This is a genomic window from Pseudomonas sp. CLCA07 (assembly GCF_053615335.1).
Window position 1 is genome coordinate 5963471 of the sequence record NZ_CM132131.1, and the last position, 26460, is coordinate 5989930.

Annotated in this window: 16 protein-coding genes; 11 read left to right on the forward strand and 5 right to left on the reverse strand. The window is 60.5% G+C overall.

The window, feature by feature from the left end; all coding sequences use genetic code 11:
* Positions 1 to 92: 92 nt before the first annotated feature.
* Positions 93 to 518: a YciI family protein gene (locus tag ACWGZX_RS27405; RefSeq protein WP_452626278.1), complete on the reverse strand. Its 426-nt coding sequence runs from the start codon at positions 516 to 518 to the stop codon at positions 93 to 95.
* Positions 519 to 749: 231 nt separating this feature from the next.
* On the opposite strand from ACWGZX_RS27405, the gene tpx reads away from it, so the two are divergent.
* The 7 genes from tpx to ACWGZX_RS27440 all read left to right on the forward strand — a co-directional run bounded on the left by tpx (position 750) and on the right by ACWGZX_RS27440 (position 14171).
* The gene (tpx, locus tag ACWGZX_RS27410; protein WP_223520692.1) at positions 750 to 1250 is read left to right on the forward strand and encodes a thiol peroxidase; all 501 of its coding nucleotides are present in this window, start codon (positions 750 to 752) and stop codon (positions 1248 to 1250) included.
* A 445-nt stretch (positions 1251 to 1695) separates the two neighbouring features.
* Positions 1696 to 3012: an MdtA/MuxA family multidrug efflux RND transporter periplasmic adaptor subunit gene (locus ACWGZX_RS27415; protein ID WP_452626279.1), complete on the forward strand. Its 1317-nt coding sequence runs from the start codon at positions 1696 to 1698 to the stop codon at positions 3010 to 3012.
* Positions 3009 to 6113: an MdtB/MuxB family multidrug efflux RND transporter permease subunit gene (locus tag ACWGZX_RS27420; RefSeq protein ID WP_452626280.1), complete on the forward strand. Its 3105-nt coding sequence runs from the start codon at positions 3009 to 3011 to the stop codon at positions 6111 to 6113. The genes ACWGZX_RS27415 and ACWGZX_RS27420 overlap by 4 nt, the downstream gene beginning before the upstream one ends.
* Positions 6110 to 9217 carry an efflux RND transporter permease subunit gene (locus ACWGZX_RS27425; RefSeq protein WP_452626281.1) on the forward strand — a complete coding sequence of 1036 codons (3108 nt, stop codon included), beginning with the start codon at positions 6110 to 6112 and terminating at the stop codon, positions 9215 to 9217. The genes ACWGZX_RS27420 and ACWGZX_RS27425 overlap by 4 nt, the downstream gene beginning before the upstream one ends.
* The gene (locus ACWGZX_RS27430; RefSeq protein ID WP_452626282.1) at positions 9214 to 10695 is read left to right on the forward strand and encodes an efflux transporter outer membrane subunit; all 1482 of its coding nucleotides are present in this window, start codon (positions 9214 to 9216) and stop codon (positions 10693 to 10695) included. The genes ACWGZX_RS27425 and ACWGZX_RS27430 overlap by 4 nt, the downstream gene beginning before the upstream one ends.
* Before the next feature lie 371 nt (positions 10696 to 11066).
* Positions 11067 to 13148 carry a putative bifunctional diguanylate cyclase/phosphodiesterase gene (locus tag ACWGZX_RS27435; RefSeq protein WP_452626283.1) on the forward strand — a complete coding sequence of 694 codons (2082 nt, stop codon included), beginning with the start codon at positions 11067 to 11069 and terminating at the stop codon, positions 13146 to 13148.
* A gap of 276 nt (positions 13149 to 13424) precedes the next feature.
* Positions 13425 to 14171: an SDR family oxidoreductase gene (locus ACWGZX_RS27440; RefSeq protein WP_452626284.1), complete on the forward strand. Its 747-nt coding sequence runs from the start codon at positions 13425 to 13427 to the stop codon at positions 14169 to 14171.
* A 127-nt stretch (positions 14172 to 14298) separates the two neighbouring features.
* Here the strand turns inward: ACWGZX_RS27440 and mapR are convergent, their stop codons facing one another.
* From mapR to ACWGZX_RS27455, 3 genes are all read right to left on the reverse strand, one after another.
* The gene (gene mapR, locus ACWGZX_RS27445) at positions 14299 to 15708 is read right to left on the reverse strand and encodes a GntR family transcriptional regulator MpaR (RefSeq protein WP_452626285.1); all 1410 of its coding nucleotides are present in this window, start codon (positions 15706 to 15708) and stop codon (positions 14299 to 14301) included.
* A 132-nt stretch (positions 15709 to 15840) separates the two neighbouring features.
* On the reverse strand, positions 15841 to 17271 hold the full coding sequence (gene ccoG / locus ACWGZX_RS27450) for a cytochrome c oxidase accessory protein CcoG (RefSeq protein ID WP_452626286.1): 1431 nt from the start codon (positions 17269 to 17271) through the stop codon (positions 15841 to 15843).
* A 195-nt stretch (positions 17272 to 17466) separates the two neighbouring features.
* A complete protein-coding gene (locus ACWGZX_RS27455) occupies positions 17467 to 17700 on the reverse strand; it encodes a DUF3203 family protein (RefSeq protein WP_452626287.1) in 234 nt (77 codons plus the stop codon).
* 121 nt (positions 17701 to 17821) lie between these two features.
* On the opposite strand from ACWGZX_RS27455, the gene ACWGZX_RS27460 reads away from it, so the two are divergent.
* Entirely contained in the window at positions 17822 to 18322 is a 501-nt protein-coding gene (locus ACWGZX_RS27460) for an MgtC/SapB family protein (protein ID WP_452626288.1), read from the forward strand.
* Between the two features lie 9 nt (positions 18323 to 18331).
* Here ACWGZX_RS27460 and ACWGZX_RS27465 read toward each other — a convergent pair whose 3' ends face one another.
* Positions 18332 to 18496 (reverse strand): hypothetical protein, encoded by a 165-nt coding sequence (locus ACWGZX_RS27465; RefSeq protein ID WP_452626289.1) that lies wholly within the window; start codon positions 18494 to 18496, stop codon positions 18332 to 18334.
* A gap of 196 nt (positions 18497 to 18692) precedes the next feature.
* On the opposite strand from ACWGZX_RS27465, the gene ACWGZX_RS27470 reads away from it, so the two are divergent.
* The 3 genes from ACWGZX_RS27470 (at position 18693) to glgB (ending at position 26405) form a co-directional block, all read left to right on the forward strand.
* Complete coding sequence (locus tag ACWGZX_RS27470; protein ID WP_452626290.1) at positions 18693 to 20687, forward strand: alpha-1,4-glucan--maltose-1-phosphate maltosyltransferase; 1995 nt, start codon at positions 18693 to 18695, stop codon at positions 20685 to 20687.
* A gap of 142 nt (positions 20688 to 20829) precedes the next feature.
* On the forward strand, positions 20830 to 24171 hold the full coding sequence (treS, locus tag ACWGZX_RS27475; RefSeq protein WP_452626291.1) for a maltose alpha-D-glucosyltransferase: 3342 nt from the start codon (positions 20830 to 20832) through the stop codon (positions 24169 to 24171).
* Positions 24172 to 24173: 2 nt separating this feature from the next.
* On the forward strand, positions 24174 to 26405 hold the full coding sequence (gene glgB, locus ACWGZX_RS27480) for a 1,4-alpha-glucan branching protein GlgB (RefSeq protein WP_452626292.1): 2232 nt from the start codon (positions 24174 to 24176) through the stop codon (positions 26403 to 26405).
* Positions 26406 to 26460 lie beyond the last annotated feature (55 nt).

The window sequence follows — 26460 nt, forward strand, 5'->3', positions numbered from 1 at the left end:
GGGTTGCCCGTTAAAGCTGTTGTTCAATCGGAACAAGTCGTCGGCTGAGCCCTGTGGGAGCGAGCAGGCTGGCTCCCACATTAAGGTAATGTTTAGTGCTTTTTCGCCTGTGCGCGAATCCGATCTTCCTGCTCGCGCAATTCCGGTGTGAACTCGGCACCGAAATCCTCTGCCTCAAACACCTGACGAATCTCGATCTCGGCCTCGGTGCCCGGCATCGGGTTGGGGCATCGCTTGACCCAGTCGATCGCTTCCTGTTTCGACTTCACCTGCCATATCCAGTAACCGGCAATCAGCTCCTTGGTTTCGGCAAACGGGCCGTCGATGACGGTGCGTTTGTCCCCTGAAAAACGCACGCGCGCGCCTTTGCTGGTGGGGTGCAGGCCTTCACCCTCGACCAGGATGCCGGCCTTGGCCAGTTCTTCGTTGTAGTTGCCCATGGCGCTCAGCAGTTCTTCGCTGGGCATCACACCGGCTTCGGAATCCTGGCTGGCTTTGACGATAATCATGAATCGCATGGTGTTATCTCCGCTGGAGGTGGGGGGATTCACTACATGGTCGAATGGCGACAAGCCAAATCGACAGCGCGTCGAGAATTTCTGAGCAATTCAAACCTGAGGGTTCTGTGCTTATTGCTGTTGACGGCAACACTTCACGATTTGTATCTGGTCATAGGTCGCCGGGCCATTTCGTGGTTAACTTTGACCTCTTCGAGATTCTTTACATCAACGTTCAGAAGGACTCCGTTCATGGCTCAAGTCACTCTTAAAGGCAACCCGGTTCAAGTCAATGGCCAATTGCCTCAAGCCGGTTCCAAGGCGCCAGCCTTTTCCTTGGTTGCCGGCAATCTGTCCGACGTGACCCTGGCGAACTTCGCCGGCAAGCGCAAAGTGCTGAACATCTTCCCAAGCATTGACACCCCGACCTGCGCGACCTCGGTTCGCACGTTCAACGCCCAGGCCAACGATGTCGCCAACACGGTTGTGCTGTGCATCTCCGCTGATCTGCCGTTCGCCCAAGCACGCTTCTGCGGTGCCGAAGGCCTGGAAAACGTGCAGAACCTGTCGACCCTGCGCGGCGCCGAGTTTATCGAGAACTACGGCGTTGCCATCGCAGACGGCCCGCTCAAAGGCCTGACCGCCCGTGCTGTTGTGGTGCTGGACGAAAACGACAACGTGCTGCACAGCGAACTGGTCAAGGAAATCGCTGAAGAGCCGAACTACGAAGCAGCGCTCGCCGTTCTGAAATAAGCGCAGCCTATACAATTGTTAACGGCCTAGGGGGGCGTTCTCAGTTAATTTCCCCGCCGCGTTGTCGCCTTAAAGCGGGCCAGGCAAGGCGCAGGCCGCTGGTAATGGTTGTTCCCTTCCCAAGGCCTGCAACGCAGGCTGGCCCGCTTTAAGGCACAACCCGAAGGGCCGGGCCTGCTGTTGTGCAGGGCTGCGTTGCTCGAAGCTTATTTGGAATGGCCAAACCACGCTTCTCGCGCCTTGCCCTGCACAACAGCAGACCCGGCGCGGCGGGGTAATTAATTGAGAACGCCCCCCTCTGTCCAGGCCGTTTTCATTTGTGCTTCAGTCTCTTAGACAAAATTCCTGATACGTAAGCCGAAGGTAAATTGCCGGTAAAGCCGCTTTGCTTAATGCCCGCCAGTGCTTATCGTTCAGCCTCATGTAAAACAAGCCCACGCGCCCAATGGTTGATCATTCAATGCAATCCTCCGCTTCTCGTAGTCCTCGTCGCTGGCTTCTCGGCCTGCTTGTCCTGTTGGTCATCGCTGGCGTGTGCTGGAAATACTGGCCCACCGGTGCTGCTCACACGGAGGGTGCAGGGCAGAAAGCCGTGGCCGGGCGTAGCGGCAAGACGGGGGGGATGCGCCCGGGTTTCGGCGGGGCGACCGGCCCGGTGCCCGTGCGCGTGGCGCCTGCGGTCAAGGGGGACTTCCCGCTGTACTACAAGGCGCTCGGGACCGTCACCGCACTGAACACCATTAATGTGCGCAGCCGGGTGGGCGGTGAACTGATCAAGATTTCCTTTGAAGAAGGGCAAATGGTCAATGCCGGCGACCTGCTGGCGGAAATCGACCCGCGTCCGTACCAGAACGCCTTGCTCCAGGCCGAGGGCACCTTGCTGCAGAATCAGGCGCAACTGAAAAACGCCCAGGTCGATGTCGAGCGTTATCGCGGGCTGTACAAGGAAGACAGTATCGCCAAGCAAACCCTGGACACCGCCGAAGCCTTGGTTGGTCAGTACCTGGGCACCGTCAAGACCAATCAGGCGGCGGTCAACGACGCCAAGCTCAATCTCGAATTCACCAAAATCCGCGCACCGATTTCCGGGCGTGTCGGCCTGCGCCAGCTCGACGTCGGCAACCTGGTCGCCGCCAACGACACCACAGCGCTGGCAATCATCACCCAGACCCAGCCGATCAGCGTGGCCTTCACCTTGCCGGAAAACAGCCTCGACGTGGTGCTGGCCCGCTATCGGACCGGCGCCAGACTGCCCGCCGAAGCCTGGGACCGTAGCGACACCAAATTGCAGGCCACCGGCGTGTTGCAGAGCCTGGACAACCAGATCGACGTCACCACCGGCACCCTGAAATTCAAGGCGCGCTACGAGAACCGCGATCAAACGCTGTTCCCCAATCAGTTCGTCAACGTTCACTTACTGGCTGACACCCTCAAGGGCGTGGTGCTCGCGCCGTCGGCGGCCATTCAGTTCGGCACCAACGGCACCTTCGTCTATGCGCTGGACGGCGACAAGAAGGTCACGATCCGTCAGTTGAAAGTCGGCGCCAGCGACGGGCTCAACACCGTGGTCACCGAAGGCCTGGCCCCCGGGGACCGTGTGGTGCTGGAAGGCACTGACCGCTTGAAGGAGGGCAGCGAAGTCGAAGTGGTCAATGCCCCCCAGGACGTGCCGACTACCCCGACCGGGCACCTGCAAGGTAAACCGGCAGCGGATGCATCGGAGCCGGCGGCCGCCGACAAGGCGAAAAAGGGCGGCGCATGAACATCTCGCGGCTGTTCATCCTTCGCCCGGTCGCCACGACCCTGAGCATGCTGGCCATTGTGCTGGCCGGTTTGATCGCCTATCGGTTGCTGCCGGTGTCGGCGTTGCCTCAGGTCGATTACCCGACGATTCGCGTCATGACGCTCTATCCCGGCGCCAGTCCGGATGTCATGACCAGCGCGGTCACCGCACCACTGGAGCGTCAGTTCGGGCAAATGCCCGGCCTGACCCAGATGGCGTCGACCAGTTCGGGCGGCGCGTCGGTGCTGACCCTGCGCTTCAGCCTCGACATCAACATGGACGTCGCCGAGCAGCAGGTGCAAGCCGCGATCAACGCCGCGACCAACTTGCTGCCCAAGGACTTGCCGGCGCCGCCGGTGTACAACAAGGTCAACCCGGCGGACACCCCGGTGCTGACCCTGGCGATTACCTCGAAAACCATGTTGCTGCCCAAGCTCAATGACCTGGTCGACACGCGCATGGCGCAGAAAATCGCCCAGATCAGCGGCGTCGGCATGGTCAGCATTGCCGGTGGCCAGCGTCAGGCGGTGCGGATCAAGGTCAATCCCGAGGCCCTGGCGGCCAATGGCCTGAACCTGTCGGATGTGCGCACACTGATCGGCGCCTCCAACGTCAACCAGCCCAAAGGCAACTTCGATGGCCCGACCCGGGTGTCGATGCTCGACGCAAACGATCAACTGACTTCGCCCAAGGACTACGCCAACCTGATCCTGGCATACGCCAACGGCGCGCCTTTGCGCCTCAAGGATGTCGCGCAAATCGTCGACGGCGCTGAAAACGAACGTCTGGCGGCATGGGCCAATGAAAACCAGGCGGTGCTGCTGAACATTCAGCGTCAGCCGGGTGCCAACGTCATTGAAGTGGTCGACCGGATCAAGGCGTTGCTGCCGAGCATCACCGACAACCTGCCGGCCGGCCTCGACGTCACGGTACTCACCGACCGCACCCAAACCATTCGCGCCTCGGTCAAAGACGTGCAGCATGAATTGCTGATCGCCATCGCATTGGTGGTGATGGTCACGTTCCTGTTTCTGCGCCGCGCCAGCGCCACGATCATTCCATCGGTTGCCGTGCCGCTGTCGTTGATCGGCACCTTTGGCGTGATGTACCTCGCCGGCTTCTCGGTCAATAACCTGACCCTGATGGCCCTGACTATCGCCACCGGTTTTGTGGTGGACGATGCGATCGTGATGCTGGAGAACATTTCCCGGTTTATCGAAGAGGGCGATAGCCCGTTGAATGCCGCGCTCAAGGGCGCCAAGCAGATCGGTTTCACCCTGATTTCCCTGACCCTGTCGCTGATCGCGGTATTGATTCCGCTGCTGTTCATGGCGGACGTGGTCGGGCGTTTGTTCCGCGAGTTCGCGATCACGCTGGCGGTGGCGATTCTGATTTCGCTGGTGGTGTCCCTGACGCTGACGCCGATGATGTGCGCGCGTTTGCTCAAGCGTGAACCCAAGGCAGCAGAGCAGGGCCGTTTCTACCGGGCCAGCGGCGCGTGGATTGACTGGATGATCGCGGCCTACGGGCGCAAATTGCAGTGGGTACTCAAGCACCAGCCGCTGACGTTGCTGGTGGCCGTCGGCACGCTGGCGTTGACCGTGGTTCTTTACCTGGCGGTGCCCAAGGGTTTCTTTCCGGTGCAGGACACCGGGGTGATCCAGGGCATTTCCGAGGCGCCGCAGTCGATTTCCTTCGCGGCGATGAGCGAGCGTCAGCAAGAGCTGGCCAAGGTGATCCTCGCCGACCCGGCGGTGGAAAGCCTGTCGTCCTACATTGGTGTGGACGGTGACAACGCGACGCTGAACAGCGGTCGTCTGTTGATCAACCTCAAGTCCCACAGCAACCGTGACCTGAGCGCAACCGAAGTCATTGCCCGCTTGCAACCGGAGCTGGACAAGCTGGTCGGGATCCGCCTGTTCATGCAGCCGGTGCAGGACCTGACCATCGAAGACCGCGTCAGCCGTACGCAATACCAGTTCAGTATGTCGTCGCCAGACGCCGAACTGCTCAGCCTGTGGAGCAATCGTCTGGTAGATGCGCTGGCCCAACGGCCAGAACTGACCGATGTTGCCAGTGATCTGCAGGACAAGGGTTTGCAGGTCTATCTGGTGATCGACCGCGATGCCGCTTCACGGGTCGGGGTGTCGGTGTCAAACATCACCGATGCGCTGTACGACGCGTTCGGTCAGCGGCAGATTTCGACCATCTACACCCAGGCCAGCCAGTACCGAGTGGTCCTGCAATCGCAGTCCGGGGAGAAGATCGGCCCGGATGCGTTGAATCAGATTCACGTGAAAACCACTGACGGCGGGCAAGTGCGCCTGTCGAGCCTGGCGCACATGGAGGAGCGTCAGGCGCAACTGGCAATCACCCACATCGGCCAGTTCCCGGCGGTGATGATGTCCTTCAACCTGGCGCCGGGTGTGGCGCTGGGGCATGCGGTCGAGATCATCGATCAGGTGCAGAAAGACATCGGCATGCCGATTGGTGTGCAGACACAGTTCCAGGGCGCGGCCGAAGCTTTCCAGGCGTCGCTGTCGAGCACCTTGCTGCTGATTCTGGCGGCGGTGGTCACCATGTATATCGTGCTCGGCGTGCTGTACGAGAGCTACATCCACCCGATCACCATTCTCTCGACCTTGCCTTCGGCGGCGGTCGGCGCGCTGCTGGCGTTGATCCTGAGCGGCAATGACCTGGGCATGATCGCGATTATCGGCATTATTTTGCTGATCGGTATCGTGAAAAAGAACGCGATCATGATGATCGACTTCGCCCTCGACGCTGAGCGCAATCAGGGCGTGGACCCGGAAACGGCAATCTATCAGGCGGCGTTGCTGCGTTTCCGGCCGATTCTGATGACCACCCTGGCCGCGTTGTTCGGGGCCGTGCCGCTGATGCTGGCCACCGGCTCTGGTGCGGAATTGCGTCAACCGCTGGGGCTGGTGATGGTCGGTGGTTTGCTGGTGAGTCAGGTGCTGACCTTGTTCACCACGCCCGTCATCTACTTGTACTTCGACCGCCTCGGTCGGCGCTGGGGCCACAAGTCTGAAGCCGTGGACGCGGTAGAGCAGCCATGAACCTGTCCGGACCTTTCATCAAGCGCCCGGTCGCGACGATGTTGCTGAGCCTGGCGATCATGCTGCTGGGCGGCGTGAGCTTCGGCCTGTTGCCGGTGTCGCCATTGCCGCAGATGGATTTCCCGGTGATCGTGGTCCAGGCCAGCCTGCCCGGCGCGAGCCCGGAAGTCATGGCCTCGACCGTGGCCACGCCGCTGGAACGATCCTTCGGCACCATCGCCGGGGTCAACACCATGAGCAGCCGCTCCAGCCAGGGTTCGACCCGGGTGATCCTGCAATTTGACCTCGATCGCGATATCAACGGCGCCGCCCGGGAAGTGCAAGCCGCTATCAATGCCTCGCGCAACCTGCTGCCGAGCGGGATGCGGAGCATGCCGACCTACAAAAAGGTCAACCCGTCCCAGGCGCCGATCATGGTGTTATCGCTGACCTCGGACGTGCTGGAAAAAGGCCAGCTCTACGATCTGGCCTCGACGATCCTGTCCCAGAGCCTGTCGCAAGTGCAGGGCGTGGGCGAAGTGCAGATCGGCGGCAGTTCGTTGCCGGCGGTGCGTATTGAGCTTGAGCCGCAAGCACTGAATCAGTACGGCGTGGCCCTGGACGATGTGCGCAACACCATCGCCAATGCCAACGTGCGCCGACCCAAGGGCTCGGTCGAAGACGGCGAGCGGTTGTGGCAGGTGCAGGCCAACGATCAACTGGAAAAGGCCAAGGATTACGAGTCGCTGATCATCCACTACAACGGCGGCGCAGCCCTGCGCCTCAAGGATGTAGCCAAGGTCAGCGACGGCGTCGAAGACCGCTATAACAGCGGTTTCTTCAACGACGATGCGGCGGTGTTGCTGGTGATCAACAGGGCGGCGGGCGCCAACATCATCGAGACGGTCAATGAGATCAAGGCGCAGCTGCCGGCGTTGCAGGCGGTGCTGCCGGCCAGCGTCAAGCTGAACCTGGCGATGGACCGTTCGCCGGTGATCAAGGCGACCTTGCACGAAGCGGAAATGACCCTGCTGATCGCCGTGACGCTGGTGATTCTGGTGGTGTTCCTGTTCCTCGGTAATTTCCGCGCCTCGCTGATTCCAACGCTGGCGGTACCGGTGTCGCTGGTGGGCACCTTTGCGGTGATGTACCTCTACGGATTCTCGCTGAATAACCTGTCGCTGATGGCGCTGATTCTCGCCACCGGGCTGGTGGTGGACGACGCCATTGTGGTACTGGAGAACATTTCCCGGCACATCGACGAAGGCGTGCCGCCAATGAAAGCCGCGTACCTCGGCGCTCAGGAAGTCGGCTTTACCTTGCTCTCGATGAACGTCTCGCTGGTGGCGGTGTTCCTGTCGATCCTGTTCATGGGCGGCATCATTGAAAGCCTGTTCCGCGAGTTTTCCATCACCCTGGCCGCGTCCATTGTGGTGTCGCTGGTGGTCTCGCTGACCCTGACGCCGATGCTCTGCGCCCGTTGGCTGAAGCCGCATACGCCGGGTCAAGAAAACCGTCTGCAACGCTGGAGTCAGCGCGCCAACGACTGGATGGTCGGCAAGTACGCGACCAGCCTCGACTGGGTATTGCGTCACCGTCGACTGACCTTGCTCAGCCTATTCGTGACGATTGGCGTGAACATTGCGCTGTATGTAGTTGTTCCTAAAACATTTCTACCGCAGCAAGATACCGGTCAGCTGATTGGTTTCGTGCGCGGCGACGACGGTCTGTCGTTCAATGTGATGCAGCCGAAAATGGAAACCTTCCGCCGTGCCGTGCTCAAGGACGACGCGGTGGAAAGCGTCGCGGGGTTCATTGGCGGCACCAACGGCACCAACAATGCCTTCATGCTGGTGCGCCTGAAGCCTATCAAGCAACGCAACATTTCCGCGCAGAAAGTCATCGAACGCCTGCGTAAGGAAATGCCAAAGGTTGCCGGTGCACAACTGATGCTGATGGCGGATCAGGACCTGCAATTTGGCGGCGGCCGCGAACAGACCTCGTCGCAGTATTCCTACATCCTGCAAAGCGGTGATCTGGGGGCGTTGCGTGAGTGGTACCCGAAAGTGGTCGCCGCGCTCAAGGCGTTGCCGGAGTTGACGGCGGTTGACGCCAGGGAAGGTCGGGGTGCCCAGCAGGTGACGCTGATTGTCGATCGCGATCAGGCCAAACGCCTGGGTGTGGACATGGACATGGTCACCTCGGTGCTGAACAACGCCTACAGCCAGCGGCAGATTTCGACGATTTACGACAGCCTCAACCAATATCAGGTGGTGATGGAAGTCGACCCGAAATACGCCCAGGACCCGGTTACGCTCAAGCAAGTGCAAGTGATCACTGCCGACGGTGCGCGGATTCCGTTGTCGACCATCGCCCACTACGAAGCCAGCCTGGAAAACGATCGGGTGAGCCACGAAGGCCAGTTTGCCTCCGAAAGCCTGTCGTTTGACATGGCCGAAGGGGTGACGGTGGAGCAGGGCACAGCGGCCATCGAACGGGCGATTGCCAAACTCGGTTTGCCCGAAGAGGTGATCGCGAAAATGGCCGGCACCGCCGATGCGTTCGCCGCGATGCAAAAAAGCCAGCCGTGGATGATTCTCGGCGCGCTGCTGGCGGTCTATCTGGTGTTGGGTGTGCTGTATGAAAGCTACATCCATCCGTTGACCATTCTGTCGACGTTGCCATCGGCCGGAGTCGGTGCGTTGTTGTCGATCTATGTGCTGGGCGGCGAGTTCAGCCTGATCTCGTTGCTCGGGTTGTTTTTGCTGATCGGCGTGGTGAAGAAAAACGCCATTCTGATGATCGACCTCGCGCTGCAACTCGAACGCCATCAAGGCCTGGCGCCGTTGGAGTCGATTCGCAGTGCCTGTTTGCAACGTTTGCGCCCCATTCTGATGACCACCCTGGCGGCGATCCTCGGTGCCTTGCCGTTGCTGCTGAGTCGTGCCGAAGGTGCGGAAATGCGCCAGCCACTGGGCCTGACCATCATCGGCGGGCTGATCTTCAGCCAGGTGTTGACCCTTTACACCACGCCGGTGGTTTACCTCTATCTCGACAAACTGCGCCATCGCTTCAATAAATGGCGTGGTGTGCGTTCCGATGCTGCTTTGGAAACTCCGCTATGACTGACCGTTCGCTTATCCATCTGGCCTTCCCGCTGGCCGCCGCCCGAGGCTCGCGCCTGCTGAGCCTGGCGCTGTGCGTGGCGATGCTCAGCGCTTGCGCTGTCGGCCCGGACTATCAGCGCCCGCAAGCTGCCGCGCCGGTGCAATACAAGGAAGCGGCAGGCTGGCGTCAGGCCAGCCCGAGTGATTCCCTGGCGCGCGGTGCCTGGTGGGAGTTGTATAGCGATCAGCAGCTCAATGGTCTGATCGAACAACTCAACCGGTCCAACCAGACAGTCGCCCAGTCCGAGGCGCAATACCGTCAGGCCCAGGCGTTGGTGCGCAGTGCGCGTGGGGCTTTTTTTCCGACGGTGGATTTGACCGTTGGCAAAAACCGCTCCAGCCAGGGCACCGGTAGCAGCAATTCGAGCCTGACCAGCTCCTCCAGCGGTATTCGTGACACCTACACCGCCCAGGCCGGGGTCAGTTGGGAAGCAGACGTGTGGGGCAAGCTGCGCCGTGGCCTTGAAGCCGACACCGCCAACGCCCAGGCAAGCTTTGCCGACCTGGCCGCGATGCGCCTGAGTCAGCAGTCCGAACTGGTGCAGAACTACCTGCAGTTGCGGGTGATCGACGGACAGAAACGCTTGCTGGAAGCGACGGTCGAGGCTTATCAGCGCTCGCTGACCATGACCGAAAACCAATACCGCGCCGGTGTTTCCGGGCGGGACGCGGTGGCGCAGGCGCAGACCCAACTCAAAAGCACGCAAGCCGACATGGTTGACCTGATCTGGCAGCGCGCGCAGTTCGAGAACGCCATCGCCGTGCTGATCGGGCTGCCCCCGGCCGAGTTCAGCCTGGCGGAAACCAGCACCATTCCAACCTTGCCCGAAGTGCCGGTGGGTCTGCCTTCGCAGTTGTTGGAACGTCGTCCTGACATCGCTTCTGCCGAGCGTTCGGTGATCGCGGCCAACGCCAACATTGGTGTGGCCAAGGCCGCCTACTACCCGGATTTCACCTTGAGCATGAACGGCGGATATAGCAGCAGCACCTATTCCAACTGGATCAGCGTGCCCAACCGCTTCTGGTCGGTCGGGCCACAAATGGCCATGACCTTGTTTGATGGCGGCCAGCGTTCGGCAGAAGTCGATCGCAGCGAAGCGGCTTACGACGAGACGGTGGCCAAGTACCGCCAGACCGTGCTCGACGGTTTCCGCGAAGTGGAAAACTTCCTGGTGCAGCTCAAGGTGCTGGAAGATGAAGCCGGCGTGCGCCAAGAAGCACTGGAGGCGGCACGTATCTCGTTGCGCCTGACTCAAAACCAGTACAAGGCCGGTTTGATTGCGTATCTGGACGTGGTGGTGGTTCAAGCCACGGCATTGAGTAACGAGCGTAGCGTGCTGGATCTTCAGCAGAGCCGGTTGATTGCCAGCGTTCAGCTGATTGCCGCGTTGGGCGGCGGATGGGACGGTGCGTTGCAGGTCAGCGAAAACCAATAACCAGCAGCGGCCCCTGTAGCAGCTGACGAGCAGCGCGAGGCTGCGTTCGGCTCGGTCCGCGCTCGGGCGCAGCAGGCGCGAAATCAGGCAGCGCGGTGTTTCAGGAATAATGCGTGCTGAGGATTTACGACAGCTTCGCTGCCGGACGCAGCCTCGCGCTGCTCGACAGCTGCTACAAGTGAACGCAGCCTCGCGCTGCTCGTCAGCTGCTACCAGGGAATGTAGGGGTCGCAGGGGATCAAACAAGCGTTTCATCGGCTTGATGGCCATTTGCTTATTTTGTCAGTGCGTTCTTTTGCGCAATCAGTACAATCGCGCGCATTTGCCCCCCGAGTAAGAACGCTCTACGGCGGGCGCTCACGAGAAGTCTCATGCTGATCGGTAGCTATTCACCCACCCTGGTTATCATTTCACTCTGTGTCGCGATTCTCGCTTCCTATACCGCGCTTGACCTCACCGGGCGCATTGCCACGGCCAAAGGCTGCACGGTGCATTTGTGGACGGCGGGCGGTGCTTTTGCCATGGGCATTGGGGTGTGGTCGATGCACTTCATCGGCATGCTTGCGTTCAAATTGCCGATTGATCTGGGTTACGACCTCACCATCACGTTGCTGTCGCTGCTGACTGCGATCCTCTCTTGCGGCTTTGCCCTGTGGCTGGTCAGCCAGCCACGGTTGCCGGCCTGGCAACTGGCGTTTGGCGCGCTGGTGATGGGCGCCGGGATCAGTGCGATGCACTACACCGGCATGGCCGCCCTGCGCATGCAGCCGGGCATCGATTACGACCCGACGTTGTTCGGTACCTCGCTGCTGATCGCCGTGGGCGCTTCGGGAGCGGCACTCTGGATTGCCTTCCGCCTGCGACAGCGCTCGCCGCATGTCACCCTGTTCCGGTGCGGTGCGGCAGTGATCATGGGCATCGCCATCGTCGGCATGCACTACACAGGCATGGCGGCTGCGCGTTTTCCGGACGGCAGTTTCTGTGGTGCGGCTGTCAGCGGCTTGAGCGGTAAAGGCCTGGACAATCTGGTGCTGATCACCACGCTGGCGGTACTGAGCATCGCCTTGCTGACGTCGGTGCTGGATGCGCGTCTGGAAGCGCGCACCGCTGACCTCGCGCGTTCACTCACCGAGGCCAACCGCGAACTGACGCAACTGGCCTTGCACGACCCCCTGACCGGATTGCCCAATCGCGTATTGCTGGCCGATCGCATCGAACAGGCAATGTCCAAGGTGCAGGAGCAGGGCGGCTGTTTTGCGCTGATGTTCATCGATCTGGACGGTTTCAAACCGGTCAATGATGCATTTGGCCACCAAATGGGCGATCAGTTGTTGCGTGAAGTCGCGGTGCGCCTGCGTGAGGATTTACGCTGCCAAGACACGTTGGCGCGCATCGGTGGCGATGAGTTTGTCCTGCTGGTGCGGCTCGCCGAGCCGGATGATGCGTTGAGCCTGGCTGCGCGTCAGGTGGGGTTGATCGCACGCTCGTTCCGGGTGGCTGAACATGACCTGCAGATTTCTGCCAGCGTCGGCATCGCGCTGTATCCGGGTAATGGCCAGACCGCCCAGGACTTGCTGATGAACGCTGACGCGGCGATGTACCACGCCAAGGGTTCCGGGAAAAACGGCTACAGCTTCTTCGATGCCTCGATGAACAGCAACGCGCGCAAGCAGCTGCAATTGCTGCAAGACCTGCGAAATGCGCTCGATCAGGAACAGTTCAGCCTCTATTACCAGCCCAAATTTGACGCGAACAATGGCCAGCCGGTGGGCGCCGAAGCGCTGCTGCGTTGGGAGCACCCGACGCGGGGCATGATGCTGCCAGACACGTTTATCGACATCGCGGAAAAGACCGGGCTGATCATTCCTATCGGCGAGTGGGTGCTCAACGAAGCGTGCCGGCAGATGCGCGAATGGTATGTGTTGGGCTACACCGACTGGCGGATCGCGGTAAATCTGTCGGCGTTGCAGTTCTGCCATGCCGGCCTGGTTCAAAGCGTGGCCAAGGCCCTGAGCACCCATCGGCTGCCGGCCAATAGCCTGACCCTGGAAATCACCGAAACCACCGCCATGAGCGACGCCGATGCGAGCATGACGGTGCTGCAGGAGCTCTCGGCCATGGGCGTCGACCTGTCCATCGATGATTTCGGGACTGGCTATTCGAGCTTGATGTACCTCAAGCGCCTGCCGGCCAATGAGTTGAAGATCGACCGGGGTTTCGTCCGCGACCTGGAACACGACAGCGACGACGCCGCCATTGTCTCGGCGATCGTCGCACTCGGTCAGGCGCTGGGCTTGCGGATCGTCGCCGAAGGTGTCGAAACCGGTGTGCAGCAGGACTTTCTGACCAAACTGGGGTGTGATTCGTTGCAGGGTTATCTGCTGGGGCACCCACTGCCGGCCGAACGCTTCATGCTGGACATACATCGCGCAGAACAATTGGCAATAGCCTGAAAATCCCCGCTGGACGTAGCAGCTGACGAGCAGCGCGAGGCTGCGTTCGGCAGCAAAGCTGTCGTGAATTCAGGCGGCGCAGTGTTTCAGACGGACCGCGTGCGCAGGGTTTACGACAGCTTCGCTGCCGAACGCAGCCTCGCGCTGCTCGACAGCTGCTACGGGTGGCCGTTTGGAGGTGTTGGTCGTATCTGTTGATGTGAGCCCATGCAAAAGCCGGCAATGGCAGTTATTCTTGACCCAGACTGCTTACGCTTGGAATGGGGGAACGCTCGCATGGACAAAGTCATCGTCATCACCGGTGGAGGCCGCGGTATTGGTGCCGCCACCGCCCTGTTGGCCGCCGAACAGGGTTATCGGATCTGTATCAACTACCAGGCTGACGAATCCGCCGCGGAACGCGTGCTGGAGCAAGTTCGTGCACTGGGCGCTCAAGCCATCGCGGTGCGCGCCGATGTCAGCATCGAAGATGAAGTGATCGCTCTGTTCCACCGCGTGGACACCGAACTGGGTCGGGTCACGGCGCTGGTGAACAACGCCGGCACCGTCGGGCACAAGTCCCGGGTCGACGAAATGTCCGAATTCCGTATTCTCAAAATCCTCAAGACCAACGTCCTGGCGCCGATCCTCTGTGCCAAGCACGCGATCCTGCGCATGTCGCCCAAACATGGCGGGCAGGGTGGCAGCATCGTCAACGTGTCGTCGGTGGCCTCGCGTTTGGGCTCGCCCAACGAATATGTGGATTACGCCGCGTCAAAGGGTGCGCTGGACAGCTTCACCATTGGCCTGTCCAAGGAAGTGGCGGGCGAGGGTATTCGTGTCAACGCCGTGCGGCCGGGGTTTATTTTCACCGACTTCCATGCGCTGAGCGGGGATCCGGATCGGGTCAGCAAGCTTGAGTCGGCGATACCGATGGCGCGGGGCGGGCGCCCGGATGAAGTGGCGGAGGCGATCGTGTGGTTGCTGTCGGACAAGGCTTCTTATGCGACCGGGACTTTTGTCGATCTGGGTGGTGGGCGTTAATCGCTGAGATTTGTATTGTTTGGACTGGCCTCTTCGCGGGCAAGCCCGCTCCTACAGTGAATCTTCAGTGGTCACAAAACCTGTGGGAGCGAGCCTGCTCGCGAATAGACCAGACGACATCACACCCTCAGAACGACCGCACAATCCGCCCCAATGTCTCCATCGCCTTCTCCGAGTCCTCGGTCCACGGACTGCCGTAATTCAACCGAATACAGTTGCGAAACCGCTGCGTCGGCGAAAAGATCGGCCCCGGCGCAATGCTGATGCCCTGCGCCAAGGCCATCTGGAACAACTTCAGCGAATCCATCTGCGGCGGCAGTTCCAGCCACAAAAAGTAGCCGCCGGCCGGTTGACTGACGCGCGTCTGTGCCGGGAAGTAGCGGGCGATGGCGGCGAGCATGGCGCTTTGCTGTTCTTCGAGGGCGTAACGCAGTTTGCGCAGGTGCCGGTCGTAACCGCCGTGTTGCAGGTAGTCGGCAATGGCCGCTTGCGCCGGCATTGAGGCGCAGAGTGAGGTCATGAGTTTCAGGCGTTCGATCTTCTGTGCGTAACGCCCGGCGGCCACCCAGCCGATGCGATAACCGGGGGCCAGGCTCTTGGCGAACGAACCGCAGTGCATCACCAACCCTTCTGTATCAAACGCCTTGGCCGGTTTCGGCGCCTGTTGACCGTAATACAACTCGGCGTAGACGTCGTCTTCGATCAGCGGCACTTGATGACGGCGCAGCAATTCCACCAGTTCCTGCTTTTTCGCCTCGGGCATGGACGCGCCCATCGGGTTCTGGAAACTGGTCATGCACCAGCAGACTTTGATCGGATGACGCTCCAGCGTCTGGGCCAGTACCCCCAGGTCGATGCCGTCGCGCGGGTGCACCGGGATCTCGACGGCCTTGAGTTTCAGCCGTTCCAGAATTTGCAGGCAGGCGTAAAACGCTGGCGCTTCAATGGCCACCAGGTTGCCAGGTTCCGTGACCGCTTGCAGGCACAGGTTCAAGGCTTCCAGAGCGCCGTTGGTGATCAGCAGTTCTTCCATCGGCAGCATCAGCCCGCCGACCATGTAGCGCAGGGCGATTTGCCGACGCAATTGCGGGTTGCCCGGCGACATGTCGGTGACGACCATGCGCGGGTCCATGTCCCGGGCTGCGCTGGCCAGCGAGCGCGACAGGCGCTGCAACGGGAACAGGGTCGGGCTGGGGAAGGCCGAGCCGAACGGGACGGTGTTCGGATCCTTGATCGAGTCGAGTACTGAGAACACCAGCTCGCTGACGTCGACTTCGGTGGACTCGTTGACCTGGCTGCTGATCACCGGCTCCGAGAACGGGCTCGGTGCGTGGACGTTGACGAAGTAGCCGGAGCGCGGCCGGGCGCGGATCAGGCCGCGGCGTTCGAGCAGGTAGTAGGCCTGGAACACCGTGGACGGGCTCACGCCATAGGTCTGGCTGGCGTAGCGCACTGATGGCACACGCTGGCCGGGGCCGAGGACGCCGGAGCGGATCAGTTCAGCGATGTCGTCGGCGAATTTTTCGTAGCGTTTCATCGAGTGCCTGGATTTGGTTTCAGTCAGAAAAATCGAGGTGACTTCTTCGCGAGCAGGCTCGCTCCCACAGGTATTGCGGTGTCCTTGTGGGAGCGAGCCTGCTCGCGAATGGCGCCACTGCAGTCTAAGGGATCAACGGTTCATCGGCGCAACAAACCGGCTCTTGGCCTCGCTGTAGATGTCCGGCTCATCGCTGTCGACAATCTTGAACGTGATCGTCTGCGAGCCGCTGCTCGGCCGTTCCGTGGTCATCGCCACCGACACCGGCACATCGACAATCTCGCCGGGGGCCAGGCTCAGCTGCGTCTTGCCTTGCAACTGGAAGCCGTCGCCCTCCACCAGACTCAAACGATAGTCCTGGCGCAGCTGGGTTTTGTTGATGACCTTGAGGCTGTAGATGTTTTCGATCTGGCCCTGGCTGTTTTCGCGGAAGAGGCCACGGTCCTTGCTGACGTCCAGCGACACCATTGGCCGTTCCACCAGTGCGAGGGCGAGGGCACCGATCATTACCAACAACACCGCCGTATAACCCATAAGCCGTGGCCGCAGCAGGTGAGTCTTGCCACCCTGTAATTGATGTTCCGAGGTGTAGCTGATCAGCCCACGGGCATAGCCCATTTTGTCCATGATCGAGTCACAGGCGTCGATGCACGCGGCGCAGCCAATGCATTCCATCTGCAAACCGTCGCGGATGTCGATGCCGGTCGGGCAGACCTGCACGCACAGCTGACAGTCGATGCAATCACCCAGGCCGACTTCGGCCGGTTTCACTTCGCGTTTGCGCGCGCCACGGTTCTCGCCACGGGCTGCGTCATAGGAAATGGTCAGGGTGTCTTTGTCGAACATCACGCTCTGGAACCGTGCATACGGGCACATGTGCATGCACACCGCTTCGCGCAGCCAGCCGGCGTTGATGTACGTGGCGCCGGTAAAGAACAGCACCCAAAACAGACTGACGCCGCCCATTTGCCAGGTCAGCAGCTCTTCAGCCAACGGCCGGATCGGGGTGAAGTAGCCGACGAAGGTCAGGCCGGTGAGCAGGCTGATCGCCAGCCACAGCGTGTGCTTGGCCGAACGCCGCAGCAGTTTGTTCAAGCCCCACGGCGCGGCTTGCAGCTTGATGCGCTGGTTACGCTCGCCTTCGGTGATTTTCTCGCACCACATGAAGATCCAGGTCCAGGAACTCTGCGGGCAGGTGTAACCGCACCAGACCCGGCCGGCGAACACAGTGATCGCAAACAGGCCGAACGCAGCGATGATCAACAGCGCCGAAAGCAGGATGAAATCCTGCGGCCAGAAGGTCGCGCCGAAGATGTGGAATTTGCTCTCGCTAAGGTCCCAGAGGACCGCCTGGCGGTCGCCCCAGTTCAGCCACACCGTGCCGAAAAACAGCAAAAACAGAAATCCCGCGCCGCTCAGCCGCAAGGTGCGGAACAGGCCGGTGAAGCTGCGGGTGTGGATCAGGTTGTCGCTGGACTTGGCCTTCATCTTCGGTCGCGAAGGCTCAAACGTCTGTACCGCAGGGGTGCTTTCAACTAATCGGACGGGGATTCTATCGCTCATGGTCTGTCGCTCATCAGCCTCCATCAGGCCAGCGCACTATGAGCGTCGATCTGTTTGCATAACAGACTCAGGTATTGCAATAAAAAGCGGATCAGATGAGCGCTGATCCGCTGCCTGCGACAACTTGAAGCACCTGCCCTGGCAGGACGCAAACGCCTATATCACGCCTGTGCAGGACTTGTTGATCAGCGTCAGTCAAATCACCGAATCACTGTCCGTGGCCTTCAAATGCCGGCGACCGTCGACTGCGCCTGCTACGGTCAATGCGTCGGCTTCTGCTTCGGTGATGTAGATACGTTGGCCGTCGAGGTCCACCGCTGACATGGCTTTTTCCGAGTCAGTGATGATAGTGACGTCAGGGCACAGGCGAATTTCTTCGCCGTTTTCGGTGGTGAAGAAGCAGGTCTCATTTGCAATGCGCACGGTCATGGCGAGGTCCTGTTTTCTGCGAGTACGTAAGCGTTAGGACGCACTCAATGGCCATCGTTCGGTGCAACCGATTAATGGTCGGCGCGGTCCATCCTTTAACAACGCGCACAAGGACAACAGCATGAACGCCTGGTGGCATGAGGTTTGGGTGACGCTGCAAGCGGAGTTCGCCGACATCGGTGACGCTTCCCAATTGACGCGCATTACCGTGCGCCTGCTGATGGCGGCGGTGCTGGGCGGCATCCTCGGTTTCGAGCGCGAGCAAAAGGGCAAGGCCGCCGGGGTCCGCACCCACATGCTGGTGGCGCTGGGGGCTGCGTTGTTTGTGCTGGTGCCGCAGATGTCCGGCGCTCAAGCCGACGCGATGAGCCGGGTGGTGCAGGGTGTTATCGCCGGGATCGGTTTTCTCGGCGCCGGGACTATTCTTAAAAACACCGACGGCGATGAGGGCCACGTCAAAGGCCTGACCACCGCCGCCGGGTTGTGGATGACCGCCGCCATTGGCGTGTCGGCCGGGTTGGGGCGGGAGGCGACGGCGGTGTTCAGTACGCTGCTGGCGTTGGCGATTTTCAGTGTGATGCCGAGGATCGTGCGACTGCTTGAGAAAGATCACGCCCCGTAAATTGTCATGTCACGGCTTCCCAATCACCGGCGGCATCGTGCTCGGCGGTTCTTCCCGAGGCGGTGGTTGGGTGCCAGGCGGGTCTTCTTCGGGCACAGGTTCCGGCTCGGTCGGTGGAATGACCGGGCTGTCGATGTTCGGATCAGGGGTTTCGGCAGGAATTGGAATACTCATTATCAAGCCTCCAGTGGCACATGGCGTAAGTCGTGCTTAAGTGAATTGACCTCCCCACGCGGGAATTGATTCCCCGCAACCGCTTGGGCAATTCCCTCTGAACTTTTAGCCAATCCGGTGGCTCCCAACCTAAGTGAATCTATTCAGGGAACACCTGGTACAAGAGCGTCCATGGGGCGTAAAGGAGAGATGCTCGATGACAGCTGAAAAACCGACAGAGCTCAATTACAACCCTCACATGCCGCTGTCGCAGGCTTTATTACTGCCGCGAATCGCGATTGAAAACACCCAGCCGACCCTTGATGGCGGACAGTTCGCCGTCAAATCCGTCGTGGGCCAGGACGTGGTGGTGACCAGCAAAGTGTTTGCCGACGGTCACGACAAACTGGCGGTGCGGGTGCGCTGGCGGGCCGAGGGCGATGACATCTGGCAAAGCGAAGTCATGGCGGATGTGGGCAATAACGGCTGGCAAGGCCAGTTCCGTGTCGAGCATCAGGGTCGCTATCTGTTCTGTATCGAAGCCTGGGTCGATCAGTTCGCCAGCTTCTGTTATGAACTGGAGAAGAAGCACGCCGCGCGCGTCCCCGTCAGTCTGGAATTGCAGGAAGGACGCACTCAGGTCCAGCAGGCGGCCGAGCGCAGCGAAGGGGCGTTGAGTGAACAACTGTCGGCGCTGCACCGTGAGTTGTCCGGTCTGCTCGAAAACGAGCAGGTGGCGCTGTTTGTGCACCAACGTAGCGCCGAGCTGATGGCGCAGGTCGATCATCACGCCTTTGTGAGCCTGAGCCCGGAGTATCCGCTGGATGTTGAGCGGGAGCTGGCGCAGTTCGCCAGTTGGTATGAACTGTTTCCGCGCTCGATCACTGATGATCCGGCCCGTCATGGCACGTTCAATGATGTGCATGAGCGGTTGCCGATGATTCAGGACATGGGGTTCGACGTCCTGTATTTTCCGCCGATCCATCCGATCGGCCGAAGTTTCCGCAAAGGTCCGAACAATTCCCTGACCGCCGGTCCCGAAGATCACGGTAGCCCCTATGCGATTGGCAGCGAAGAGGGCGGGCATGAGGCGATTCACTCGCAGCTCGGCACCCGCGAAGACTTTCGCCGCCTGGTCGCCACGGCAGCGGACTACGGGATTGAAATCGCTCTCGACTTTGCGATTCAGTGTTCCCAGGACCACCCTTGGCTGCAGCAGCACCCGGGCTGGTTCAACTGGCGCCCGGACGGCACGATCAAATACGCCGAGAACCCGCCGAAAAAATACCAGGACATCGTCAACGTCGACTTTTACGCCACCGAAGCTATTCCGAGCCTGTGGGTCGAACTGCGCGACATCGTGGTCGGTTGGGTCGAAGAGGGCGTGAAGATCTTTCGCGTCGACAACCCGCACACCAAACCGCTGCCGTTCTGGCAGTGGCTGATTGCCGATGTGCGCGCCCTGTATCCGGAGGTGATCTTCCTCGCCGAAGCCTTTACCACGCCGGCGATGATGGCGCGTCTGGGCAAGGTCGGTTATTCGCAGAGCTACACCTATTTCACCTGGCGCAACACCAAACATGAGCTGGCGACGTATTTCACCGAGCTCAATGAGTCGCCGTGGCGTGAATGCTACCGGCCGAACTTCTTCGTCAATACGCCGGACATCAACCCGTTCTTTCTGCATGAGTCCGGGCGCGCGGGATTTTTGATCCGCGCCGCGCTGGCGACCATGGGCTCTGGCCTGTGGGGCATGTACTCGGGTTTTGAACTCTGTGAGTCGGCGCCGATACCGGGCAAAGAGGAATACCTCGACTCCGAGAAGTACGAGATTCGCCCACGGGATTTCAACGCGCCGGGCAACATCATCGCCGAGATCGCGCAGCTCAATCGGATCCGCCGGCAAAACCCGGCCCTGCACACGCACTTGGGGCTTAAGGTTTACAACGCGTGGAACGACAACATTCTGTATTTCGGCAAACGCAGCGCCGACGGCAGCAACTTTATTCTGGTGGCCGTCAGTCTGGATCCGCATAACGTCCAGGAAGCCAATTTCGAGTTGCCGTTATGGGAAATGGGCTTGCCCGACGACGCCAGCACCCAGGGCGAAGACTTGATGAACGGCCACCGCTGGACCTGGCATGGCAAGTACCAGTTCATGCGGATTGACCCGGCGTATCAACCGTTCGGCATTTGGCGGATTACTGTTTAACCCTGTGGGAGCGAGCCTGCTCGCGATGGCGTCTTCAAATTCAACCTACTTGTTGACTGACAGAAAGCTATCGCGAGCAGGCTCGCTCCCACAGGGTGGGTGATCGGCTCAGCGGCTTTTTTGAATTCAACAGGAGTTTCAAATGGCGAAGAAACCCAAAGCAGCCACCTTCATCAAAGACCCGCTCTGGTACAAGGACGCAGTGATCTACCAGGTTCACGTCAAGTCGTTTTTCGACTCCAACAACGACGGAATCGGCGACTTTCCCGGCCTGATCGCCAAGCTCGATTACATCGCCGACCTCGGCGTGAATACCATCTGGCTGTTGCCGTTCTACCCCTCGCCACGCCGTGATGACGGATACGACATCGCCGAGTACCGTGGCGTGCACGCCGATTACGGCACGATGGCCGACGCCAAGCGCTTCATTGCCGAGGCGCACAAGCGTGGCCTGCGGGTGATTACCGAACTGGTCATCAATCACACCTCGGACCAGCACGCCTGGTTCCAGCGAGCGCGCAAGGCCAAACCCGGCTCAGCGGCGAGGGACTTCTACGTCTGGTCCGATGACGATCAGAAGTACGACGGCACGCGCATCATCTTTCTCGACACCGAAAAATCCAACTGGACCTGGGACCCGGTGGCCGGCCAATACTTCTGGCACCGTTTCTACTCCCACCAGCCCGACCTGAACTTCGATAACCCGCAGGTCATGAAAGCCGTGCTCTCGGTCATGCGCTACTGGCTCGACATGGGCATCGACGGTTTGCGGCTGGACGCCATCCCGTACCTGATCGAACGTGACGGCACCAACAACGAAAACCTCCCCGAGACCCATGACGTCCTCAAGCAGATCCGCGCCGAGATCGACGCCAATTACCCGGACCGCATGCTGCTGGCCGAGGCCAATCAATGGCCGGAAGACACGCAACTGTACTTTGGTGACACCGACAAAAAGGGCTTGAACGGCGACGAGTGCCACATGGCCTTTCACTTTCCGTTGATGCCGCGCATGTACATGGCGCTGGCCCAGGAGGATCGCTTCCCGATCACCGATATCTTGCGTCAGACCCCGGAGATCCCGGCCAATTGTCAGTGGGCGATTTTCCTGCGCAATCACGATGAGCTGACCCTGGAAATGGTCACCGACAAAGAGCGCGACTACCTGTGGAATTACTACGCGGCCGACCGTCGGGCGCGGATCAACCTGGGGATTCGTCGCCGACTGGCGCCACTGGTGGAGCGTGATCGGCGGCGCGTGGAGCTGCTCAACAGCTTGCTGCTGTCGATGCCCGGCACGCCTACCCTGTATTACGGCGATGAAATCGGTATGGGCGACAATATCTACCTCGGTGACCGCGATGGTGTGCGCACGCCGATGCAGTGGTCGATTGACCGCAACGGTGGCTTTTCCCGCGCTGACCCGGCCAGCCTGGTGCTGCCACCGATCATGGACCCGCAATATGGCTACCTGTCGGTCAACGTCGAAACCCAGGCCGGCGATCCGCATTCGCTGCTCAACTGGACCCGGCGCATGCTTGCCGTGCGCAAACAGTCCAAGGCGTTCGGTCGAGGAACGCTGAAAATGCTCTCGCCGAGCAACCGGCGGATTCTGGCCTATACCCGTGAATTCACCGGGGCCGATGGCAAACACGAAATCATTCTGTGTGTGGCCAACGTCTCGCGCAGCGCACAAGCAGCGGAACTCGACCTGTCGGCGTACGTCGGCATGGTGCCGGTGGAGATGCTCGGCGGTAACGCCTTCCCGCCGATTGGCCAGTTGAATTTCCTCCTGACCCTGGCGCCTTATGGCTTCTATTGGTTCGGGCTCGCGGCGGAAAACCAGATGCCGAGCTGGCATGTGGAGCCGGCGCAAAGCCTGCCGGACTTCACCACGCTGGTGTTGAAGCACCGCATGGAAGAACTGCTCGAAACGCCGTCCCGTGGCACGCTGGAGCAGGGCATTCTGCCGACCTGGCTGCAGAATCGCCGCTGGTTTGCCGGCAAGGACGCGGCCATCGAGCAGGTCAACCTGGCCTACGGCGTGCGCTTCGGCGATCCGCTGCACCCGGTGCTGTTGAGCGAAATTGAAGTCACCAGCGCAGGCCAGACTCACCGCTATCAGCTGCCATTCGGCTTTATTCCCGAAGATCAGGTCGGTTCCGCGCTGCCTCAGCAATTGGCCCTGTCGCGGGTGCGCCGTGGACGTCAGGTGGGTTTGATCACCGATGCCTTCAGCCTCGAACCTTTTATCCATGCCGTGTTGCAAGGCATGCAGAACGACACCGTGTTGCCATCGAGCGCGGGCGACATCCGTTTCGAGCCCACGGCAGAGCTGGCGAAACTGGGGCTGACGCAGGAGTCACCGGTGCGTTATCTGTCCGCCGAGCAATCCAACAGTTCGGTGGTGATCGGCAACAGCCTGGTGCTCAAACTGATCCGCAAACTCGCCTCGGGCGTGCACCCGGAACTGGAAATGAGCGCCTACCTGACCCGCGCCGGGTTCCGCAATATTTCGCCGCTGCTGGGCTCGGTGGTTCGCCGCGACGAGCAAGGCGAGGACACCTTGTTGATGATCGCTCAGGGCTATTTGAGCAATCAGGGCGATGCCTGGGAATGGACCCAGAACAACCTCGAACGCGCGCTGCGAGACGAGTTGGCCGATGCCATGTCCGAACAGGAACAGCACTACAACGCACTCGGTGAGTTGAAGGATTTTGCCGGCATGCTCGGCCAGCGTCTGGGGGAAATGCACCAGGTACTGGCCGCTCCGACCAAAGACCCGGACTTCGCCCCGCAAGTCACCACCCAGAAAGAGGCGCAGGCCTCGGCCAAGGACGTGGCGGCGCAGTTGGAGCACGCACTGAAGTTGCTCAAGCAGCATTTAAACGAACTGAGCCCGGCGGATCAGACCTTGGTCAGTCGTTTACAGGACCACAAAAAAGCCATCCTCAGCCATGTGCAGGAACTCGGTAAGAAAGCCGCCGGTGGCTTGCGCATCCGCGTTCATGGCGACTTGCACCTGGGACAGGTGCTGGTGATCAAGGGCGATGCCTACCTGATCGATTTCGAGGGCGAGCCGGCGCGGCCGCTGCGTGAACGGCGGGGCAAGCACAGCCCGTACAAGGACGTCAGCGGGGTGTTGCGTTCTTTCGATTACGCCGCCGCGATGACGATCAATGTGCATAACGTCGACAACACGGCCGAGGCCCAGGCTGCCCGTCAGCGGGTCGCCGAGCGCTACCTTTTTGAAGCAAAACAGGCATTTGTTGACGCTTATCGGCTGGCGGCAGCTAGTCTTGCTCATGCGTGGCAAGATCCGGAGGGCGAGGACGCCGCGCTGGCGTTGTTCGGACTGGAGAAGGCGGCCTATGAAGTGGCGTATGAGGCCGAAAATCGACCCACTTGGCTGCCGGTGCCTTTGCACGGCTTGTATGGATTATTGAGTGGGCTTAAACCCTTTTCCGAACTTGGTGGAGAGTAGTCATGAGTTTCTCGAACAAGGAACAGGGTCACGCTAAAGAGGCGTTGCTACCCAGAGCGCGGGACATCGACGCGTTGGTGCGCGCCGAACATCACGACCCTTTTGCAATTCTGGGGCCCCATGGCGATGGCGCCGACGGGCAGTTCATTCGAGCCTATTTGCCTGACGCGTTGAGCGTGCAGGTGTTGGCCAGAGACTCCGGGGAAGAATTCGGCAAACTGGAGGCCACACAGACACCTGGGCTGTTTGTCGGGCACTTCGAACGGGCCCGGCCGTATCTGCTGCGCACCCGTTGGGCCGGCGGCGAACAAATCAGCGAAGACCCCTACAGCTTTGGCCCGCTGCTCGGTGAGATGGACTTGTACCTGTTCGCCGAAGGCAATCACCGCGACCTGAGCAGTTGCCTCGGCGCTCAGCTGAAGACGGTCGAGGGTGTCGACGGCGTCCGTTTTGCCGTGTGGGCACCCAACGCGAAACGCGTGTCGGTGGTGGGTGATTTCAATAACTGGGACGGTCGCCGCCATCCGATGCGTTTGCGTCACCCGACCGGGGTCTGGGAGCTGTTCATCCCGCGCCTGCGAGCGGGGGAAGCCTACAAATACGAAATCCTCGGTACTCACGGCATTTTGCCGCTTAAAGCTGATCCGATGGCGCTGGCCACCACCTTGCCGCCGGACACCGCCTCCAAAGTCACCTCACCGCTGACCATCGACTGGCAGGATCAGGCGTGGATGCAATCGCGCGGCGAACGTCAGCGACCGACCGCACCGCTGTCGATCTACGAATTGCACGCCGGCTCCTGGCAATGCGAGCTGGACGATCTGGGCGAAGTCGCCCGCCAGTACACTTGGCCCGAGTTGGGTGAGCGCCTGATTCCGTATGTGAAGGATTTGGGTTTCACCCACATCGAACTGATGCCGATCATGGAGCACCCGTTCGGCGGCTCGTGGGGTTATCAACTGTTGTCGCAATTCGCCCCGAGCGCCCGTTATGGTTCACCGGATGACTTTGCCGCATTCGTCAACGCCTGCCACCAGGCGGAAATCGGCGTGATTCTCGATTGGGTGCCAGCGCATTTCCCGACCGATATCCACGGTCTGGCACAATTCGACGGCACGGCGCTATACGAATATGGCAACCCGCTGGAAGGTTTTCATCAGGACTGGGACACGCTGATCTACAACCTGGGCCGCACCGAGGTGCACGGTTACATGCTGGCGTCGGGGTTGCACTGGCTCAAGCATTTTCACGTCGATGGCCTGCGCGTCGATGCCGTGGCGTCGATGCTCTACCGCGATTACTCGCGCAAGGCCGGCGAATGGGTGCCGAACCGCCATGGCGGTCGGGAAAACCTCGAAGCCATCGACTTTTTGCGTCACCTCAACGACGTGGTGGCGCTGGAGGCGCCCGGTGCGCTGGTTATTGCTGAAGAGTCCACGGCGTGGCCGGGTGTCAGTCAGAGCACGCAACAGGGCGGTTTGGGTTTTGCCTACAAATGGAACATGGGCTGGATGCACGATTCGCTGCATTACATTCAGCAGGATCCGGTGTACCGCGCCCATCACCACAACGAACTGAGTTTTGGTCTGGTGTACGCCTGGTCCGAGCGTTTCATCCTGCCGATTTCCCATGATGAAGTGGTTCACGGCAAGCATTCGCTGATCGACAAAATGCCCGGCGACCGCTGGCAGAAGTTTGCCAATTTGCGCGCCTACTTGAGCTTCATGTGGACGCACCCTGGCAAGAAGCTGTTGTTCATGGGCTGCGAATTCGGCCAGTGGCGCGAGTGGAATCACGATCAGCAACTGGACTGGTATTTGTTGCAATACCCCGAACACAAAGGGGTGCAGAAACTGGTCGGTGACCTCAATCGGCTGTACCGCGAAGAACCGGCGCTGCATGAGCAGGATGATGCCCCGCAAGGCTTCCAGTGGCTGATCGGCGACGATGCGATCAACAGCGTTTACGCGTGGTTGCGCTGGAGCAAGGAGGGCCGGCCGGTATTGGTCGTGGCCAACTTCACCCCGGTGCCGCGCGAGGGTTATCGCGTCGGCGTACCGTTTGCCGGGCGCTGGACCGAGGTGATCAACAGCGATGCGGCGATGTATGCCGGTTCCAACTATGGCAACAGTGGCGGGGCGTTGACCGAGGAGGCGCCGAGCCATGGGCAGGGGCTTTCGCTGGTTCTGAATCTGCCACCGCTGGGGGTGTTGATCTTGCGGCCGGAGGGCTGATCCAAAACCGAGTCGCTGCCATCGCGGGCAAGCCACGCTCCCACATTTGGAATGC

Excerpts from the sequence above, each read along its gene's own strand:
- ACWGZX_RS27405 (WP_452626278.1), bottom strand. The coding sequence starts at position 518 with ATGCGATTCATGATTATCGTCAAAGCCAGCCAGGATTCCGAAGCCGGT.
- ACWGZX_RS27435 (WP_452626283.1), top strand. The coding sequence starts at position 11,067 with ATGCTGATCGGTAGCTATTCACCCACCCTGGTTATCATTTCACTCTGT.
- ACWGZX_RS27415 (WP_452626279.1), top strand. The coding sequence starts at position 1,696 with ATGGTTGATCATTCAATGCAATCCTCCGCTTCTCGTAGTCCTCGTCGC.
- ACWGZX_RS27440 (WP_452626284.1), top strand. The coding sequence starts at position 13,425 with ATGGACAAAGTCATCGTCATCACCGGTGGAGGCCGCGGTATTGGTGCC.
- tpx (WP_223520692.1), top strand. The coding sequence starts at position 750 with ATGGCTCAAGTCACTCTTAAAGGCAACCCGGTTCAAGTCAATGGCCAA.
- ACWGZX_RS27470 (WP_452626290.1), top strand. The coding sequence starts at position 18,693 with ATGACAGCTGAAAAACCGACAGAGCTCAATTACAACCCTCACATGCCG.
- ACWGZX_RS27430 (WP_452626282.1), top strand. The coding sequence starts at position 9,214 with ATGACTGACCGTTCGCTTATCCATCTGGCCTTCCCGCTGGCCGCCGCC.
- glgB (WP_452626292.1), top strand. The coding sequence starts at position 24,174 with ATGAGTTTCTCGAACAAGGAACAGGGTCACGCTAAAGAGGCGTTGCTA.
- mapR (WP_452626285.1), bottom strand. The coding sequence starts at position 15,708 with ATGAAACGCTACGAAAAATTCGCCGACGACATCGCTGAACTGATCCGC.
- ACWGZX_RS27465 (WP_452626289.1), bottom strand. The coding sequence starts at position 18,496 with ATGAGTATTCCAATTCCTGCCGAAACCCCTGATCCGAACATCGACAGC.
- ACWGZX_RS27455 (WP_452626287.1), bottom strand. The coding sequence starts at position 17,700 with ATGACCGTGCGCATTGCAAATGAGACCTGCTTCTTCACCACCGAAAAC.
- treS (WP_452626291.1), top strand. The coding sequence starts at position 20,830 with ATGGCGAAGAAACCCAAAGCAGCCACCTTCATCAAAGACCCGCTCTGG.
- ACWGZX_RS27420 (WP_452626280.1), top strand. The coding sequence starts at position 3,009 with ATGAACATCTCGCGGCTGTTCATCCTTCGCCCGGTCGCCACGACCCTG.
- ACWGZX_RS27460 (WP_452626288.1), top strand. The coding sequence starts at position 17,822 with ATGAACGCCTGGTGGCATGAGGTTTGGGTGACGCTGCAAGCGGAGTTC.
- ccoG (WP_452626286.1), bottom strand. The coding sequence starts at position 17,271 with ATGAGCGATAGAATCCCCGTCCGATTAGTTGAAAGCACCCCTGCGGTA.
- ACWGZX_RS27425 (WP_452626281.1), top strand. The coding sequence starts at position 6,110 with ATGAACCTGTCCGGACCTTTCATCAAGCGCCCGGTCGCGACGATGTTG.